The organism is Frankia sp. R82, assembly GCF_023716925.1.
In the GTDB taxonomy this organism is placed as follows: domain Bacteria; phylum Actinomycetota; class Actinomycetes; order Frankiales; family Frankiaceae; genus Frankia.
In genome coordinates, this window is the sequence record NZ_JAMQQG010000032.1 from 1 (window position 1) to 15,460 (window position 15,460).

The following is a 15,460-nucleotide window of genomic DNA, read 5'->3' on the forward strand; positions in this document are numbered from 1 at the left end:
GGCCAGGCGCGCCCCACACGGGGCGACGACCACGGCCCAGCCGGCCCGAGACATGATGCCCCGCACGGTGGCGAGTTCGCCGGCAGCCGTCGCGGGAGCCTGATCGGGATCCCAGCTGGTCACGTCGACAAGGATGGCAACGGCCGGTGCGCCGGCCGGGCGCAGCCCGCACAGCGCCGTGGCCAGGGCGGGTTCGGTCCGCCCCAGCACCGCCACGATCATGCCGCCCTGGCCGGCGGCGGGCCGGCGGGCCGCGGCCAACGCCGGCTGCAGCGAGGATGCCTCGGCCGGGGTGAGGGTGGACAGTTCGTCGAGCAGCCCGGACAGCGCCGTGCCCGTGACCGTTGCGACCGGGCCGCGATCGGTGATCAGTCGGACCCGGTGCCCGCCGCGCGCCAGATGCATCCCGACGCCACCGACGGCGGCGACCGCCCATTCGAAGGCCTCCGAGCCGCCAGGGCCGGGCCAGGCCCGGGACCGGGAGTCCAACAGCAGTGTGGCGGCGCTGGTGTGCGGATGCTCCTCCCGGCGGACCATCATCTCCCCGGAGCGGGCGGTCGTCTTCCAGTGCACCCGGCGCAGGTCGTCGCCCGGGCGGTAGGGACGGGTGGTGGTCTCGTCCTCGCCGACGAGGCCGCTGACGCGACGCTGCTCGGCCCGCTGACTTGCCGACCCGCGGGGCCGTGCGGGCGGCAGGCGCTCCAGCGTCGGGGCGACGACCAGCTCGTCGAGGCTGCGGAAGCTGCGGGTCAGTTCGCACAGGCCGAACGGGTCGCCGAGGCGGATCGCCATCGGGCCGATCTGGTAGCGCCCGCGGGCTGTGGCCCGCAGCGCGTAGGTCAGGTCACGACGCCCACCCGGCTCGATCCGGTCGAGGACGAACCGGGCGCCGCCGCCGAGGCCGGCACCGGCCGCGTCCTCGACGAGCAGCACCGACGATGCCGACCGGCTGACGTTCTCCAGCTGGATGCGTACGGCCACCCGATCGCCAGCGGTGACCCGGCGCGGCTCGAGGCGCCGGGTGCACGACAGCCGGTAGCGGGTGCGGGACACGACCGCCGCCGCGATGACCGGCAGACTCGCCAGCAGAATCCCGATGCGCAGCAGGTCCTGCTCGCCGAGCAGGACCGCGGACACCACACAGGCGGCGCCGGCAGCGAGAAAGGAGCGACCCCGGATCGTCAGGCCACGCAGTGCCGCGACAAAGTCCCGCACACGTAGCTCTAACGACCGTGGCGCAGCGGGCGTGCCCCGCCAGGCCGCGCGACGGGCACCCGATCCAGGATGTCGGCCAGGATCCGGCCACACACCTCGGTGGCCGGCTCGCCGGAGAGCAGGATCTCCGGGTGCGCCAGCAGCCGGTGGGCCAGCACCGGGATCGCCATCTCCTGCACGTCGTCGGGCAGCACGAAGGTCCGCTGGTCGAGTGCGGCCCGCGCCCGCGCCGTACGGATGAGGTGCAGCGCCGCCCGGGGAGAGGCGCCGAGCGCCACGTCGGGATGCGCGCGGGTGGCGCCGACCAGATCGACGATGTACTGGCGCACTTCGGGGGAGACGTGCACGGTGCGCACCAGGGTGACGAGCCGGGCGATCTCGGCGGCGTCGGTGACCGGGCTGACGCCGGCGAGCGGACTGGTGTTGCCGTGCGCGTCGAGCATCGCCATCTCGGCGGCCGGCGACGGGTAGCCCATCGAGATGCGGGCGGTGAAGCGGTCACGCTGGGCCTCGGGCAGCGCGCGGGTGCCCTCCATCTCCACCGGGTTCTGGGTGGCGATCACCATGAACGGGGACTCGAGCCGGTAGGTCACGCCGTCGACGGTGACCTGGTGCTCCTCCATGCACTCCAGCAGGGCGGACTGCGCCTTGGGTTCGGCTCGGTTGATCTCGTCACCGACGACGATGTTCGCGAACACCGGGCCAGGCCGGAACTCGAAGTCACGGGTGCCCTGGTTGTAGACGCTCACGCCGGTGACGTCGCCGGGCAGCAGGTCCGGGGTGAACTGGATGCGCCGCACCCGGGCGTCGATGGACCGGGCCAGCGCCTTGGCCAGCATCGTCTTGCCGACGCCGGGCACGTCCTCGATGAGTAGGTGGCCCTCGGACAGCAGTACGACGAGTGCGGTGGTGATCGCCTCACCCTTGCCGTCGATGACGGTCTCGACCGAGGCGCGTACACGCCCGGCCACGTCGGCGAGATGACCGATGTCGGTCACCGGGTCGCGCCAGTGACGCAGACCAGGGTCGGTCACCACCAGTGTCCCCTTCCGGGAGTCGGTCGTCCGGGTCTCAGAGCGCCCGGGTCTCAGGGCGCCCAGGCGTCGCAGCGCACGGCGCCGGGCCGCGCGGACACGAACGACCCGGCACCTGGTTGGTGCGCGGCCGGTTCCGGCAGTACCCGTTTCTTTTGAGTGTGACATCCGCGGGCGTGTCACAGGCGACGGTGGTCGCGGAAACTCCCTCCTGATCGGATCGGTGCCGGACCGGGGCGGGGCCGGGCGCCGGATCGGCGCGGGGCCGGCACAGGGCTGCCGCGAGGCCGGCGCGGGCCCCCCGACGGGGTCACCCACCCGTGCCGGGGCCGTTCCACCGACGTGCGATCTCGTCGACCGAACCATTGCAGGTAGAGCGTGTTTCCGTCCGGTTTTCGCGGTTTATACCACCCCGTAACAGGGCATAGCAGGCGCCCGCTGATGGAGTGTTCTCGGTGGGTTGGCGCGGGGTGTCGAGGGGGTGTTGGGTGGGGGGTAGTGGAGTAGAGTGGCGCGTAGTGGGGGGGATCGGCATTCGGGTGGCCGTCCTGGGTGATCGGGCGCCGTCCTCCTGGGCTGTGGCAGGGAGGTCGAGGGCGCATGTTCCTCGGCAGTCACACGCCGCGGCTGGATGACAAGGGGCGGCTAACCCTGCCCGCGAAGTTCCGGGACGAGTTGGAGGGGGGGCTTGTGATCACCAAGGGGCAGGAGCGCTGCCTGTACGTCTTCCCCATGGCGGAGTTCACCCGGATCAGCGAGTCCCTGCGGGCGGCTCCGGTCACCGCGAAGGCACTGCGTGACTACAGCCGGATCTTCTTCTCGTCCGCCGCCGACGACGTGCCCGACCGGCAGGGGCGCATCACCATTCCCGGCCCCTTGCGCACCTACGCGGGACTGACCCGCGAGTGCGTCGTCAACGGCGCGAACACCAGGGTCGAGGTCTGGGATGCCGCGCGTTGGCAGACCTATCTGGACGGTCAGGAAGAGTCGTTTGCCGAGCTGTCCGAGGAGGTCCTGCCCGGAGTGATCTGAGTCGTCGGGGACCTCGCGCCTCGCGCGCCACGGTCCGCTCGTCCCACATCCCGTCCGCTGCCACCGGCCGCCTCTTCCCCGGCGACCGGCGACCGGCGGACGTGGTTGCCGGGGTCGGGCGCCGCCGTCGGTGCTCGGACCGTCGAGTCGCCGGCCCGCCGGTCCGCCGCCTGTGGTGCCCTCTCGCCGCGTCCGAGCCCGTCCCGCACCGGGGCGAGAGCCCGTCCGCGCGGGTGGATGCCCGTCCTGCACATCTGAAGACGAGGTCCACGAGCGGTCGAGGGAGGCTCAGCACTGAACGCGATGCACACGCCTGTGCTGACCGGCCGCGTGCTCGATCTGCTGGCCCCGGCTCTGACCACGCCGGGGTCCGTGGTGGTGGATGCGACGGTGGGTCTCGGCGGGCACACCGCTGCCCTGCTCGAACGGTTTCCCGGGCTCGAGGTGATCGGGCTGGACCGCGACCCGCAGGCCCTGGCCCACAGTCGGGCGCGGCTCGACGTCGTCGCTGCCGGACAGTTCCGACTCGTCCAGGCCGTCTATGACGAGATCGGCGCGGTTCTCGCGCGCCTGGGTCGGGCGTCCGTGCACGGGGTGCTGTTCGACCTCGGGGTGTCCTCCCTGCAGCTCGACAGCGACGAGCGCGGTTTCGCCTACTCCCGGGACGCGCCGCTGGACATGCGCATGGACGGCGGCGACGGCAGCGGGCAGACCGCGGCGGACATCCTCAACAGCTACGACGCCGTGGCGCTCACCCGGATCCTGCGGGACTACGGCGAGGAGCGGTTCGCCCGGCGGATCGCCGAGGCCATCGTGCGCGCTCGCGCCGACGCGCCGTTCACCACCTCGGCCCGGCTGGTCGACCTGATCCGCAACGCGATTCCCGCGCCGGCCCGGCGCACCGGCGGCAATCCCGCCAAGCGGACCTTCCAGGCGTTACGCATCGAGGTCAACACCGAACTCGACGTGCTGGCCCGAGCCCTGCCCGCAGCCTTCGACGCGCTGGCCGTCGGCGGGCGCCTGGTCGTCCTGTCCTACCACTCGTTGGAGGACCGGATCGTCAAGCATCAGCTGGCACCGTACGCGCAGGAACTGGTTCCGCCGGGCATGCCGGTGGTCCCGGCGGGCGCGGCACCCAGACTGCGCTGGCTGACCCGCGGCGCCGAGCCGGCGAGCGACGCAGAGAAGGTCGACAACCCGCGAGCGGCCTCCGTCCGACTGCGGGCCGCCGAACGTACGGCCCCGAACCCGGGTCAGGCCCGGCCCACCACCGGAGGTGCATCGTGACCGCTCCCGCGCAGCCGCTTTCCCGCGGCGAGCGTGCTGCCGCCGGCCGCGCTGCCCGCCCGGCCTCGTCGGGTCGGACCACCTCCGCCGTTCGTGGCGCCTCCTCCGGTCGCGCCCGGTCCTCGGCTTCCTCGGCGCCGGCCCGCTCGTCCGCGGCGACCGCGCCCGTTCTCGAGCCGGCACCGCGACGTGTACCTGGCCGGGTACGGCTCACGGTGGTGCGCCCGGCGCCACCGGGAGCCCGCAAGGGTCCGTTCGTCGTCCTGTTGCTCATGCTGCTCGGTGCCGGGCTGCTCGGCCTGCTGCTGCTCAACCTCGCGCTGATGGAGGGCTCCTTCCAGGAGACCAAGCTGCGTAACCAGGCCGCATCCCTGGCCGACGCCCAGCAGTCCCTGGCGGTCCAGGCCGACCAGCTGTCCGACCCGGCGGCCCTGGCCGCCGCGGCCACCCGCGCCGGCATGGTGCCCGGCGGGGTCCCGCAGTCCCTTGCCGCCGGCTCGCCGCTGCCGCCCGGCGCCCGGGTGCTGTCCCGGGAGCCGGACAGCGGCGCCGTCCTCGTGATCGTCCCTGCGCCGGCCGGCCAGCAGGCCGCCGCCACCGGGCCGGCTCCCGCTGCTGCGCAGGCTCCGGCCGGTACGCAGCCGGCGACCACACCAGCCAGCTCGGCAGGGCCGGCCGACGGTGCCACCAGCACCGGGACGGGTTCGACGGGCACGGGTTCGACAGGCACGGGTTCGACAGGCACGGGTTCGACGGGAGAGGCCGCCGGGACGGGTGCGGGAGCTGGGCAGGGTGAGCCCGGACGGTGAGCTCGCCGCGGTCCGGCTCGCCGCGACGAGGGCGCGGCCGGCTGCAGCCGGTGTCGCCACCGGATGACCCGAGGTGGTCGGTATCCCGACGAACACGAGGACGAGGAACGCAGGGTGGCACCGGATGCGCCGCGCTCGGCGGATGGACGGGACCGGACCGAGCGCCGTCCGACGGGCTCGGGCACACGGCGCCCGCCCGCGGCCCGCGCGGCTGGGGCCCGCACGTCGACAGCCCGCACGTCGGCCGGGACACGGGTGGCAACGACTCGGGCAGCCGGGACTCGTGGGTCGGGTACCCGAACATCCGGCACCCGGGCATCCGGCACCCGCGGGTCGGGTCCGCGGGGGTCTGCGGGGCGGTTGGCCGGGAACCTGCGCAGCGACGGGCGACCGGGCGGTGGGCGGCGTCCACCGCGGCCGGCGGCGCCGCGGACCTACCGGCTGGGCAGCCCACGGCGGCGGGTACGGGTGACGGTGGTGCTGATGGTGGGGCTGCTCGCGGTCCTCGGGCTGCGCCTGACCCAGCTGCAGGGCATCTCCGCGTCGAAGTACGCCGCCCAGGCCGAGGCGCAGCGGCTGCGCACGGTGGTGCTGCCGGCGGCCCGCGGCGCCATCACCGACCGCACCGGGCACACCCTCGCCCAGCACGTCGAGCTGCGTGCCGTCTACGCCAACCCGACGAACATCAAGAACCCCAGGGCCACCGCGGTCAAGCTCGCCCCGTTGCTCGGTGAGAGCGTCGAGACGCTGACGACGCGGATGACCACCGACTCGCAGGACAACGTCAAGTTCGTCTACCTGGCCCGGCGACTCACCCCGCAGGTCGGTGACAAGGTCACCAGATTGGGGCTCGCCGGCATCGGCATCGCCGAGGAACGCGGGCGCACCTACCCGGGCGGGTCACTGGCGGCGAACGTCGTCGGCTACATGCGCCGCGGCGAGGGCGACACGCTCGTCGGCGGTGGTGGGCTGGAACTCGAGTACGACCAGCAGCTGCGCGGCACCGACGGGAAACGTCAGCTGCTGGCCAATCCGCAGGGCATCGAGATCCCGTCGGGACGCACCTCCCAGACCGACCCGATGCCCGGCTCGGCCCTGCGCCTCACCCTTGACCGGGACATCCAGTGGAACGCCCAGAACGCCATCGCCGAGGCCGTCCAGACCTCGCAGGCCGACGGCGGCACCGTCGTCGTGATGGATCCGCGCACCGGCGACATCCTCGCGATGGCCGACGCGCCGACGTTCGACCCGAACCACATCACCGACGCGGACCGGGACGCGCTGGGTAACCGTGCCACCCGGGACGCCTACGAGCCCGGCAGCGTCAACAAGGTGATCACGATGGCGGCCGCGCTGGACCGGGGTCTGATCACCGACCAGACGCCGGTGACCATCCCGCCGTCGATCGTGCGCGGCGGGGTGACCATCGAGGACTCCGAGAAACACGGCGTCGAGCACCTGACGACGGCCGGCGTGCTCGCCCGCTCCAGCAACATCGGGACGGTGGAGATCGCCGACCAGGTCGGCCGGGCCGGGCTGGAGCGGGCGCTGCGGGCCTTCGGCCTCGGCGCGACGACCGGACTGCGCTTCCCCGGCGAGGGCAGCGGCCTGCTGCCGGCGTCGAAGGCGTGGTCGGGCAGCCAGGCGGCGACCATCGCCTACGGGCAGGGCATGTCTGCGACGGCCCTGCAGATGGCCTCGGTGTACGCCACGGTCGCCAACGGCGGGGTGCGCGTCACCCCACGCCTCGTCGACGCCGTCACCGGCCCGGACGGCGTCGTCACCACCACCGCGCACCCGCCCGGCCAGCGGGTCATCAGCGCCCAGACCGCCTCGACGCTGACCGCGATGCTCGAGACGGTCGCGACCAACGAGGGCACCGCCCCGCTTGCGCAGATCCCCGGCTACCGGGTCGCCGGCAAGACGGGCACCGCCTACCGGGCCGATCCGGTGCACGGCGGTTATGAGGGTTACACGTCGTCGTTCATCGGGTTCGCCCCGGCCGACGCCCCCCGGGTGGTGGTCGAGGTCGTCCTCGACCACCCGAAGAACGGATACTTCGGTGGGCAGGTCGCCGCGCCGGTGTTCCAGAAGGTGATGAGCTTCGCGCTGACCACCCTCGGGGTGCAGCAGCCGACGACGAAGCCCACCCCGCTCGTTCTGAGCCTTGACCAGTAGACCTTGACCAGTAGGCCTTGACCGGCAGGGCTTGACCGACAGTCGCGGATGTCCGGTCTGTCCAGGCTCGCTCGGCGCGTCGGGCCCGGGTTACCAGGTGTCCGCGGCGGGACCACCCCCATGCCCGGGCGCCCGTGCGGATGCGGGTACCGGCGCCCACTAAGGTCGTCAGCGTGACCTCTCCGGCACCTCGACCGGCCGCCACCGCACCCTGCGGCCTGGCTGACCTGCGCACGGTCCTCGCCACCGCAACCGGGGACGCTCCCCCCGCGGCCGGCGATCCGGTCGTCCGCGGCGTCACCCACGACTCCCGGCAGGTGCGTCCGGGCGACCTGTACGCGGCGCTGCCCGGCGCCCATGTGCACGGGGCCCGGTTCGCCGCGTCCGCGTTCGCCGCGGGTGCCGTGGCCGTGCTCACCGATCCCGCGGGTGCGCGGCTGATCGCCGCGCAGGATGGTCAGGGTGCTCCGGGGAACCGGAAGCCAACGTCGGAATCGGTGCCGCTGCTGGTCAGCGAGGATCCGCGACGTGATCTCGCGGCGGTGGCCGCCCGGGTGTACGGCGACCCGTCGGCCCGGCTGCGGCTGCTCGGCGTCACCGGTACGAACGGCAAGACGACGACCGCGTTCCTGCTCGACGCGGGTCTGCGGGCCGCCGGCCACACCACCGGGCTGATCGGCACGGTGGAGACGCGGATCGCCGAGCAGCGTCTCGCCAGCGCCCACACCACCCCGGAGGCCAGCGACCTGCAGGCGCTGCTGGCGCTGATGGTGGAGCGCGGCGTCGACGCGACCGTCATGGAGATCTCCAGCCATGCACTGGCCCAGCATCGCGCGGGGGCCCTGCACGTCGCCGGTGCGCTGTTCACCAACCTCAGCCAGGACCACCTGGACTTCCATCCCACGATGGAGGACTACTTCGAGGCCAAGGCGAGCCTGTTCGCACCCGGGCGCTGCGACGTCGCCGTGATCGGCGTCGCCGACACCTGGGGCCGTCGCCTCGCCGCCCGCCGTCCGGACGCGATCACCTTCGCCGTCGACGGGCCGGCCGACTGGACGGTCGCCGAGCTGTCCGCCGGCCCCACCGGCTCGGACCTGGTTGCCTGCGGCCCGGACGGGCTGCGGGTGACGCTGTCGGTGCCGCTGCCCGGCCGGTTCAACGTCGCGAACGCGTTGGGCGCGCTGGCGCTGCTCGTCGCCGTCGGCCTCGACCCGGCGCAGGCGGCCGCGGGGATCGGTGCGCTCGCGGGTGTGCCCGGACGGATGGAACGCGTCGACGCCGGGCAGCCGTTCCTCGCCCTCGTCGACTTCGCCCACACCCCCGACGCGGTGACGACGCTGCTCGAAACCGTCCGGCCGCTGGTGAAGGGTCGCGTGATCGTCGTGCTCGGCTGTGGCGGCGACCGGGACCGCGGCAAACGCCCACTGATGGGCGGGGCCGCGGCGGCCCTGGCCGACCTCGCGATTCTGACCAGCGACAACCCGCGCTCCGAGGACCCGGACGACATTCTCGCGCAGATGCTCGCCGGCGTCGGCGAGCCGCTGCGTACGGCCGGGCGGGTCCTCGTGGAGCCGGACCGGTCCGCCGCGATCGCGACCGCGGTGGCCGCCGCCGGCGCGCAGGACGCCGTCGTCATCGCGGGCAAGGGCCACGAGTCCGGTCAGGAACAGGCCGGTGTGATCACCCCGTTCGACGACCGGATCGTGCTGCGAGCAGCCCTGGACGCCCTGAACGGCGAGGTGGGCGGATGATCGCGCTGACCCTCGCCGAGGTGGCCGCGGCCACCGGCGGCCGGCTCGACTCGGGGGCGGATCCGGCTGCGTCGGTGTGCGCGGTGACGGTCGACTCGCGCCATGTCGGCCCCGGCACGCTGTTCGTCGCGATCGTCGGCGAACGGGTGGACGGGCACGACTTCGCCGCCACGGCGATCGCTGCCGGAGCCCCCGCCGTGCTTGCCACCCGATCGGTGGACGTGCCGTCCGTGCTGGTCGTCGACCCGCTGGCGGCGCTGGCCGCGCTCGCGGCAGCGGTGCGGGAGCGGTCCCGGGCGACCGTCGTCGCCGTCACCGGCTCGGCCGGCAAGACCACCACCAAGGACCTGCTCGCGGACCTGCTCACCGAACTCGGCCCGACGGTATGGCCACCGGGGTCGTTCAACAACGAGATCGGCCTGCCACTGACCCTGCTGCGCACCGAGGCCGACACCGCCTTCGTCGTGCTGGAGATGGGCGCGCGCGGCCTCGGCCACATCGCGGCGCTGTGCGCGGTGGCCCGCCCGTCCGTCGGGGCGGTGCTGAACGTGGGCAGCGCGCATATCGGCGAGTACGCCGCCGGCCGGGCCGGGATCGCTCAGGCCAAGGGCGAACTCGCCGCGAGCGCCACCGACGCGGTCATCCTCAACGCCGACGACCCGCTGGTCGCCGCCATGGCCAGCCGCGCCCACCCCGGCGCCACGGTGATCACCTTCGGCCTCGCCGCCGACCCGCCGGGTTCAGCAGTCGATGTGCGGGCTGCCGAGGTGCGGGTGGATGCGGCGGGGCGGGCGTCGTTCGTGCTGGTCGCCGAGGGTGAACGTCATCCGGTGACGCTGGGGCTCATCGGCGCGCACCAGGTGCCCAACGCGCTGGCCGCGGCCGCGGTGGCGCTGCGGCTGGGCCTGCCGGCGGCGCGGGTCGCAGCCACGCTCACGGCGGCCCGTCCGCGCAGCCGGTGGCGGATGGAGGTCACCCCGACCGGGGCCGGGGTCACCGTCGTCAATGACGCGTACAACGCGAACCCGGAATCGATGCGTGCCGCGCTGCACACGCTGGTCGGCATGCGCGGGTCGGGTCGGTCGTTCGCCGTACTCGGTGGGATGGGCGAACTTGGCGTGGCGGCCGACGAGGCACACGAGGACCTCGGCCGGCTCGCGGTGAACCTCGGCGTCGACCGGCTCATCGCCGTCGGCACCCCGGCCCGTCGCGTCCACCGCGCCGCCGCGGACACGCTGGCTGCTGACGATGCGCTGGCCGCCGGGGACGGGGATGTCAGGTCGTCGACCTGGGTGGCCGATGCCGACGAGGCGGTGGCCGCGGTGGTGGCGCAGGCGCGGGCGGGTGACGTCGTGCTGGTGAAGGCGAGCCGGTCGTACGGGCTGGAGCGGGTCGCGCAGGGGGTGGTCGCGGCGCTCGGCCCGGCCGCCGGCGACGGAGCCAGCGGTAGCGAAGCCAGCGATGACGAAGCCAGTGGCAGCAGCGTCAGTGGTAGCGGAGTCAGTGGTAGCGGAGTCGGCAGTGGGGTCGGCCCGCAGGCCGGTGCGGAGATCGAGGGGATATGAGGACGGACGGCTGTCGGCATCGACGCGAACCCGCGGGCGGGACGTCCGGGTGAGGGGCGTACTGATCGCGGCACTGGTCGCGCTGGTTGTGTCGTTGCTCGGTACGCCCTGGGTGATTCGGCTCTTCCGCCGGCAGGGCTATGGGCAGGAGATCCGCGAGGACGGCCCGTCCAGTCACCTGACCAAGCGCGGTACCCCCACGATGGGCGGTACCGTGATCATCGTCGCGACGCTGGTGGGCTACTTCCTGGCCCACCTGGTGACCGGGATCGGCTTCACCGCGTCGGGGCTGCTGGTGCTGCTGGTGATGACCGGGCTCGGGCTGGTCGGGTTCCTGGACGACTACATCAAGATCCGCAAGCAGCGCAGTCTCGGGTTGACCGCGCGGATGAAGTTCGCCGGTCAGGCTCTGGTGGCGCTGGCGTTCGGCCTGCTCGCGGTGCGGTTCAAGAACCACGACGGGCTGCTGCCGGGCTCCACGTACATCTCGATCGTGCGGGACACGTCCTTTTCCGTCGGGATCGTCGCGTTCCCGCTGCTGGCCTGGATCATCATCGCGGCCACGTCGAACGCGGTGAACCTCACCGACGGCCTGGACGGGCTCGCTGCCGGAACCTCGGCGATGGTGTTCGGCGCGTACGTCGTCATCTCGTTCTGGCAGTTCGGCAACCAGTGCGGGTCGGTCGGTGACCAGTCTGGCTGCTACCTGGTGCGCGACCCGTTGGACGTGGCCCTGGTCGCGGCGGCGGCGATGGGAGCCTGCTTCGGCTTCCTGTGGTGGAACGCCAGTCCAGCGAAGATATTCATGGGGGACACCGGGTCGTTGGCCCTGGGCGGCGCGTTCGCCAGCATCGCCATCGTCAGCCGAACCGAACTGCTGCTGGTCGTCCTCGGCGGTCTGTTCGTCATCGAGACACTGTCGGTCATGATCCAGGTGGCGTTCTTCAAGGCGACGAAACGGCGCGTGTTCAACATGGCGCCGATCCACCATCACTTCGAACTCGCCGAATGGCCCGAGACGACGGTGATCATCCGGTTCTGGATCGTCTCCGGGCTCGCCGTGGCGTTCGGCCTCGGCCTGTTCTACGCGGAGTTCCTCAACCACGGCGGAGGGTAGACGCATGCCGGGTGACCGTCCGACGATCCCGGCCGACCCGGGCCGGCCGGGTGCTGCTGGCCGTCCGGAGCATGGCCGTCCAAACCCTGACGGTCGGCCGGCCGCTGGCGGTCGGTCGGATTCAGCCGGGTACCCGGAGCTGGCCGGTCGGGCAGTCCTGGTCGTGGGAGTCGGGGTGTCCGGCGCGGCGGCGGCGCGAACGCTGCTGGCCCGCGGGGCGCAGGTGCGTGTCGTCGACGCGGGTGATGACGAACGCCGGCGCGCCGCCGCAGACCGGCTGCGGGAGCTCGGTGCCACGGTGGACCTCGGCGGGTTGCCGACCGCCCCGGATGGCGCGGCACTGGTCGTCACGTCGCCCGGGGTGCCCCCCACCTCGCCGCTGATCACCGCCTCGGCCGCGGCGGGGGTACCCGTCTGGGGGGAGGTGGAGCTCGCCTGGCGGTTGCGCGGCGCGGCGGACTGGCTGGCCATCACGGGCACGAACGGCAAGACCACCACCACCGAGATGCTCGGTGCGATCCTCACCGCGGGTGGGCTGCGGGCGACCACCGCCGGCAACATCGGCACCCCGATCGTCGAGGCCGTCGAGGCCGATCCGCCGTACGAGGCGCTGGCCGTCGAGCTGTCCAGCTTCCAGTTGCACTACACCGAGCGGCTCGTCCCACTGGCCGCGACGGTGCTCAACGTGGCCCCCGACCACCTCGACTGGCACGGTGGCGCCGACGCGTACGCCGCGGCGAAGGGGCGGATCTGGTCGGCTGCGGAGACGATCGCGATCGGTAACGCCGATGACCCGGCCAGCCAGCGCCTGCTGGCCAACGCACCGGGCCGCCGCGTCCTGTTCGGCCGTAATCTGCCTGGTCAGGGCATTACGGTCGACAACGGCCGACTTGTGGATCATGAATTTGGCGGCGGGCGAATCGTTGCGGTGAGTGACCTTCGGGTTGCCGGGGATCACATGATCTCCAACGCTTTGGCTGCCACGGCGCTCGCTCGTGCGCGCGGAGTCGCACCGGAGGCGATCGCCGCGGCCCTCACCGGTTTCCGCGCCGGGGCGCATCGCAACGTCGAGGTGGCCGTCGTGGACGGCGTCCGTTGGGTTGACGACAGCAAGGCGACGAACCCGCATGCCGCCGCCGCGTCGCTGGCGGGCTACCCCTCGGTGGTGTGGATCGCGGGCGGCCTGAACAAGGGGCTGCGCTTCGACGACCTGGTTCGCGAGGCCCGTGGGGTGCTGCGCGGGGTCGTCCTGATCGGTACCTGTGCGGATGAGATCGCCGCCGCCCTCGTCCGACACGCCCCCGATGTCCCGCTCGAACGGGCTGCCGGCATGGACGATGCGGTGAAGGCTGCAGCGTCACTCGCCCGTCAGGGCGACACGGTGCTCCTCGCGCCGGCCGCCGCGTCGATGGACATGTTCCGCGACTACGCGGCCCGCGGTGACCAGTTCGCGGAGGCGGTGCACGCGCGAGAGGGGTGAGGCGTGGCGGGGTCGGGGCCGGAACGCGGTTCGGGGCCACAGCGCGGTTCGGGGCCACAGCGCGGTTCGGAGGCAGACCGCGGGTCGGGGTCGCAGCGCCGGTCAGGGTCGCAGCGCCGATCGGACGTGGACAGCCGGTCAGGGACGGATCGCCGCACGGGGGCGGACCGGCGCACGGGGCCGCCGCGGGAGGCGGGGGCGGACCGGCGTACGGGGGTGGACCGGCGCACGGGGTCAGGGCGGCGGTCGGGAACACCGCGTGACGAGGTGCCGCTGCGTCCGATGGCGGCGCCGGAGCCGGGTGCGCCGGGGGCGGGATCGCGGGCGCCGCTGCTGGACCGGCCGCTGGCGTCCTACTACCTGCTGCTGTCCTCGGTGGGCCTGCTGCTGCTGCTCGGCCTGGTCATGGTGCTCTCGGCGTCCAGTGTGCGGTCCTATGCCGACTCCGGCTCGTCCTACACGTTGTTCATCCGGCAGGCGATCTGGGTGGGCATCGGTGTGCCGATCGCGGTGCTGGCCAGCCGGCTGCCGGTGCGGGTGTTCCGGGCGGTGTCCTACCCGCTGCTCAGCCTGACGATCTTCCTGCTGCTGGTGGTGCTCATCCCGGGCATCGGCAGCGTACGTGGTGGGGCCCGGCAGTGGATCGTGGTCGGTCCGATCACCGTGCAGCCCAGTGAACTGGTGAAGATCGCCCTGGTGCTGTGGTGCGCGGACCTGCTGGTGCGCAAGCGGCGTCGGCTGGCCGAGGCCAAACACCTGCTGGTGCCGCTCGTCCCGATGTTCCTGTTCGTCGACCTGCTCATCCTGCTGGAGCCGGACCTCGGGGGCGCGATCTGCGTGACCGTCGTGCCGCTGACCATCCTGTGGGTGGTCGGCACGCCGAAACGCTTCTACGGCGCGATGCTCGTCGCGATCATCCTTGCCGCGACGATGCTCGCGGTGCTCGAGCCCTACCGGCTGCGCCGGCTGCTGTCGTTCACCGATCCCTTCGCCGACGCCAACGGAGATGGCTTCCAGGCCGTCCAGGGCATCTATGCGCTCTCGACCGGCGGCTGGTGGGGTGAGGGGCTCGGCGCGTCCATGGAGAAGTGGCCGGACCTCCTGCCCGCGGTGCACACCGACTTCATCCTGGCGATCATCGGGGAGGAGCTGGGGCTGGTCGGGAGCCTGGTGGTGGTCGGCCTGTTCGGGGTGCTGGGCTACGCGGGGCTGCGCATCGCGCACCGCTGTGACGACCTGTTCGTCCGGCTCGCCGCCGCCGGGGTCACCGCGTGGATCATCGTCCAGGCGGTGGTGAACATGGGCGCCGTGGTCGGCCTGCTGCCGATCACCGGCGTGACCCTGCCGCTGGTGTCCTTCGGTGGGTCGTCGCTGCTGCCCACGCTGCTGGCGCTCGGCATGCTGCTCGCCTTCGCCCGGTCCGAGCCGGCGGCTGCCGAATATCTGCAACGCCGCGCCGAGGAGCGGCGGGCGGCCCGGGCCGTCCCACTGCGGGTGCGGACCCGGCGCTGGCTGCCCGGACGGCGCCCCCGCCGTCCCATGCTCGGCCTGGTGACGATCGAGGGCGACCGGATCGATCCGCCCGGCCCGGGCTCGTCCGGGGGGCCCGGTCGCGGCGGCGGCGGACGGCCGCGCGACGTCCGCGAGCCGCGCAGGACCCGTGACACCCGTGGGTCCCGTGACACCCGTGGGTCCCGTGACACCCGTGAGTCGCGCGGGACTCGGGATGCCGGCGAGACCCGGGTACCCCGGGGGTCCACCCGGCAGCCGCGTGGGTCCGGCCGGCGGGAGACCGGTGAGGTCGCGGGTCCGGACGTCCGTGCCTCGAATCGCCGCAGGTCACGAGGGGCAGAGGGCTGGGACGGGGGCGCCCGGACGCCGACCGGTCCGCGTCGCCCGGGGCGGGGGATGACCACCCCGTCCGGCCCCACGGGGCGTGTCGGCGGGACCGGCGTGGCGTCGGTCCGCCGCGATGTGTCATCGTCTTGACCG

General features: G+C 73.1%; 11 protein-coding genes. 9 read left to right on the forward strand and 2 right to left on the reverse strand.

The window, feature by feature from the left end; all coding sequences use genetic code 11:
- Both ND747_RS08810 and ND747_RS08815 read right to left on the reverse strand, forming a co-directional pair.
- Nucleotides 1-1,215, reverse strand: a 1,215-nt coding sequence (locus tag ND747_RS08810) for a DUF58 domain-containing protein (RefSeq protein ID WP_251732999.1), incomplete at its 3' end; no start/stop codon positions are given.
- Nucleotides 1,216-1,223: 8 nt separating this feature from the next.
- On the reverse strand, nucleotides 1,224-2,252 hold the full coding sequence (locus tag ND747_RS08815; RefSeq protein WP_251733000.1) for a MoxR family ATPase: 1,029 nt from the start codon (nucleotides 2,250-2,252) through the stop codon (nucleotides 1,224-1,226).
- 597 nt (nucleotides 2,253-2,849) lie between these two features.
- On the opposite strand from ND747_RS08815, the gene mraZ reads away from it, so the two are divergent.
- The 9 genes from mraZ to ftsW all read left to right on the forward strand — a co-directional run bounded on the left by mraZ (nucleotide 2,850) and on the right by ftsW (nucleotide 15,457).
- Complete coding sequence (gene mraZ / locus ND747_RS08820; RefSeq protein ID WP_251733001.1) at nucleotides 2,850-3,281, forward strand: division/cell wall cluster transcriptional repressor MraZ; 432 nt, start codon at nucleotides 2,850-2,852, stop codon at nucleotides 3,279-3,281.
- 303 nt (nucleotides 3,282-3,584) lie between these two features.
- Nucleotides 3,585-4,568, forward strand: coding sequence for a 16S rRNA (cytosine(1402)-N(4))-methyltransferase RsmH (gene rsmH, locus ND747_RS08825; RefSeq protein WP_251733002.1), 984 nt, complete (start codon nucleotides 3,585-3,587; stop codon nucleotides 4,566-4,568).
- A complete protein-coding gene (locus ND747_RS08830; protein ID WP_251733003.1) occupies nucleotides 4,565-5,377 on the forward strand; it encodes a hypothetical protein in 813 nt (270 codons plus the stop codon). Before rsmH ends, ND747_RS08830 begins: the two co-directional genes overlap by 4 nt.
- A gap of 360 nt (nucleotides 5,378-5,737) precedes the next feature.
- A complete protein-coding gene (locus ND747_RS08835) occupies nucleotides 5,738-7,555 on the forward strand; it encodes a penicillin-binding protein 2 (protein ID WP_251733004.1) in 1,818 nt (605 codons plus the stop codon).
- Nucleotides 7,556-7,728: 173 nt separating this feature from the next.
- Entirely contained in the window at nucleotides 7,729-9,306 is a 1,578-nt protein-coding gene (locus tag ND747_RS08840; RefSeq protein ID WP_374216190.1) for a UDP-N-acetylmuramoyl-L-alanyl-D-glutamate--2,6-diaminopimelate ligase, read from the forward strand.
- Nucleotides 9,303-10,871 (forward strand): UDP-N-acetylmuramoyl-tripeptide--D-alanyl-D-alanine ligase, encoded by a 1,569-nt coding sequence (gene murF / locus ND747_RS08845; protein ID WP_251733006.1) that lies wholly within the window; start codon nucleotides 9,303-9,305, stop codon nucleotides 10,869-10,871. Before ND747_RS08840 ends, murF begins: the two co-directional genes overlap by 4 nt.
- Nucleotides 10,872-10,920: 49 nt before the next feature.
- The gene (gene mraY / locus ND747_RS08850; protein ID WP_251733007.1) at nucleotides 10,921-11,988 is read left to right on the forward strand and encodes a phospho-N-acetylmuramoyl-pentapeptide-transferase; all 1,068 of its coding nucleotides are present in this window, start codon (nucleotides 10,921-10,923) and stop codon (nucleotides 11,986-11,988) included.
- Between the two features lie 4 nt (nucleotides 11,989-11,992).
- Nucleotides 11,993-13,468, forward strand: a complete 1,476-nt coding sequence (murD, locus tag ND747_RS08855) for a UDP-N-acetylmuramoyl-L-alanine--D-glutamate ligase (RefSeq protein WP_374216191.1) — start codon at nucleotides 11,993-11,995, stop codon at nucleotides 13,466-13,468.
- A 282-nt stretch (nucleotides 13,469-13,750) separates the two neighbouring features.
- Nucleotides 13,751-15,457 carry a putative lipid II flippase FtsW gene (ftsW, locus tag ND747_RS08860; RefSeq protein ID WP_251733008.1) on the forward strand — a complete coding sequence of 569 codons (1,707 nt, stop codon included), beginning with the start codon at nucleotides 13,751-13,753 and terminating at the stop codon, nucleotides 15,455-15,457.
- Nucleotides 15,458-15,460 lie beyond the last annotated feature (3 nt).

Excerpts from the sequence above, each read along its gene's own strand:
- murD (WP_374216191.1), top strand. The coding sequence starts at position 11,993 with ATGCCGGGTGACCGTCCGACGATCCCGGCCGACCCGGGCCGGCCGGGT.
- ftsW (WP_251733008.1), top strand. The coding sequence starts at position 13,751 with ATGGCGGCGCCGGAGCCGGGTGCGCCGGGGGCGGGATCGCGGGCGCCG.
- rsmH (WP_251733002.1), top strand. The coding sequence starts at position 3,585 with ATGCACACGCCTGTGCTGACCGGCCGCGTGCTCGATCTGCTGGCCCCG.
- murF (WP_251733006.1), top strand. The coding sequence starts at position 9,303 with ATGATCGCGCTGACCCTCGCCGAGGTGGCCGCGGCCACCGGCGGCCGG.
- mraZ (WP_251733001.1), top strand. The coding sequence starts at position 2,850 with ATGTTCCTCGGCAGTCACACGCCGCGGCTGGATGACAAGGGGCGGCTA.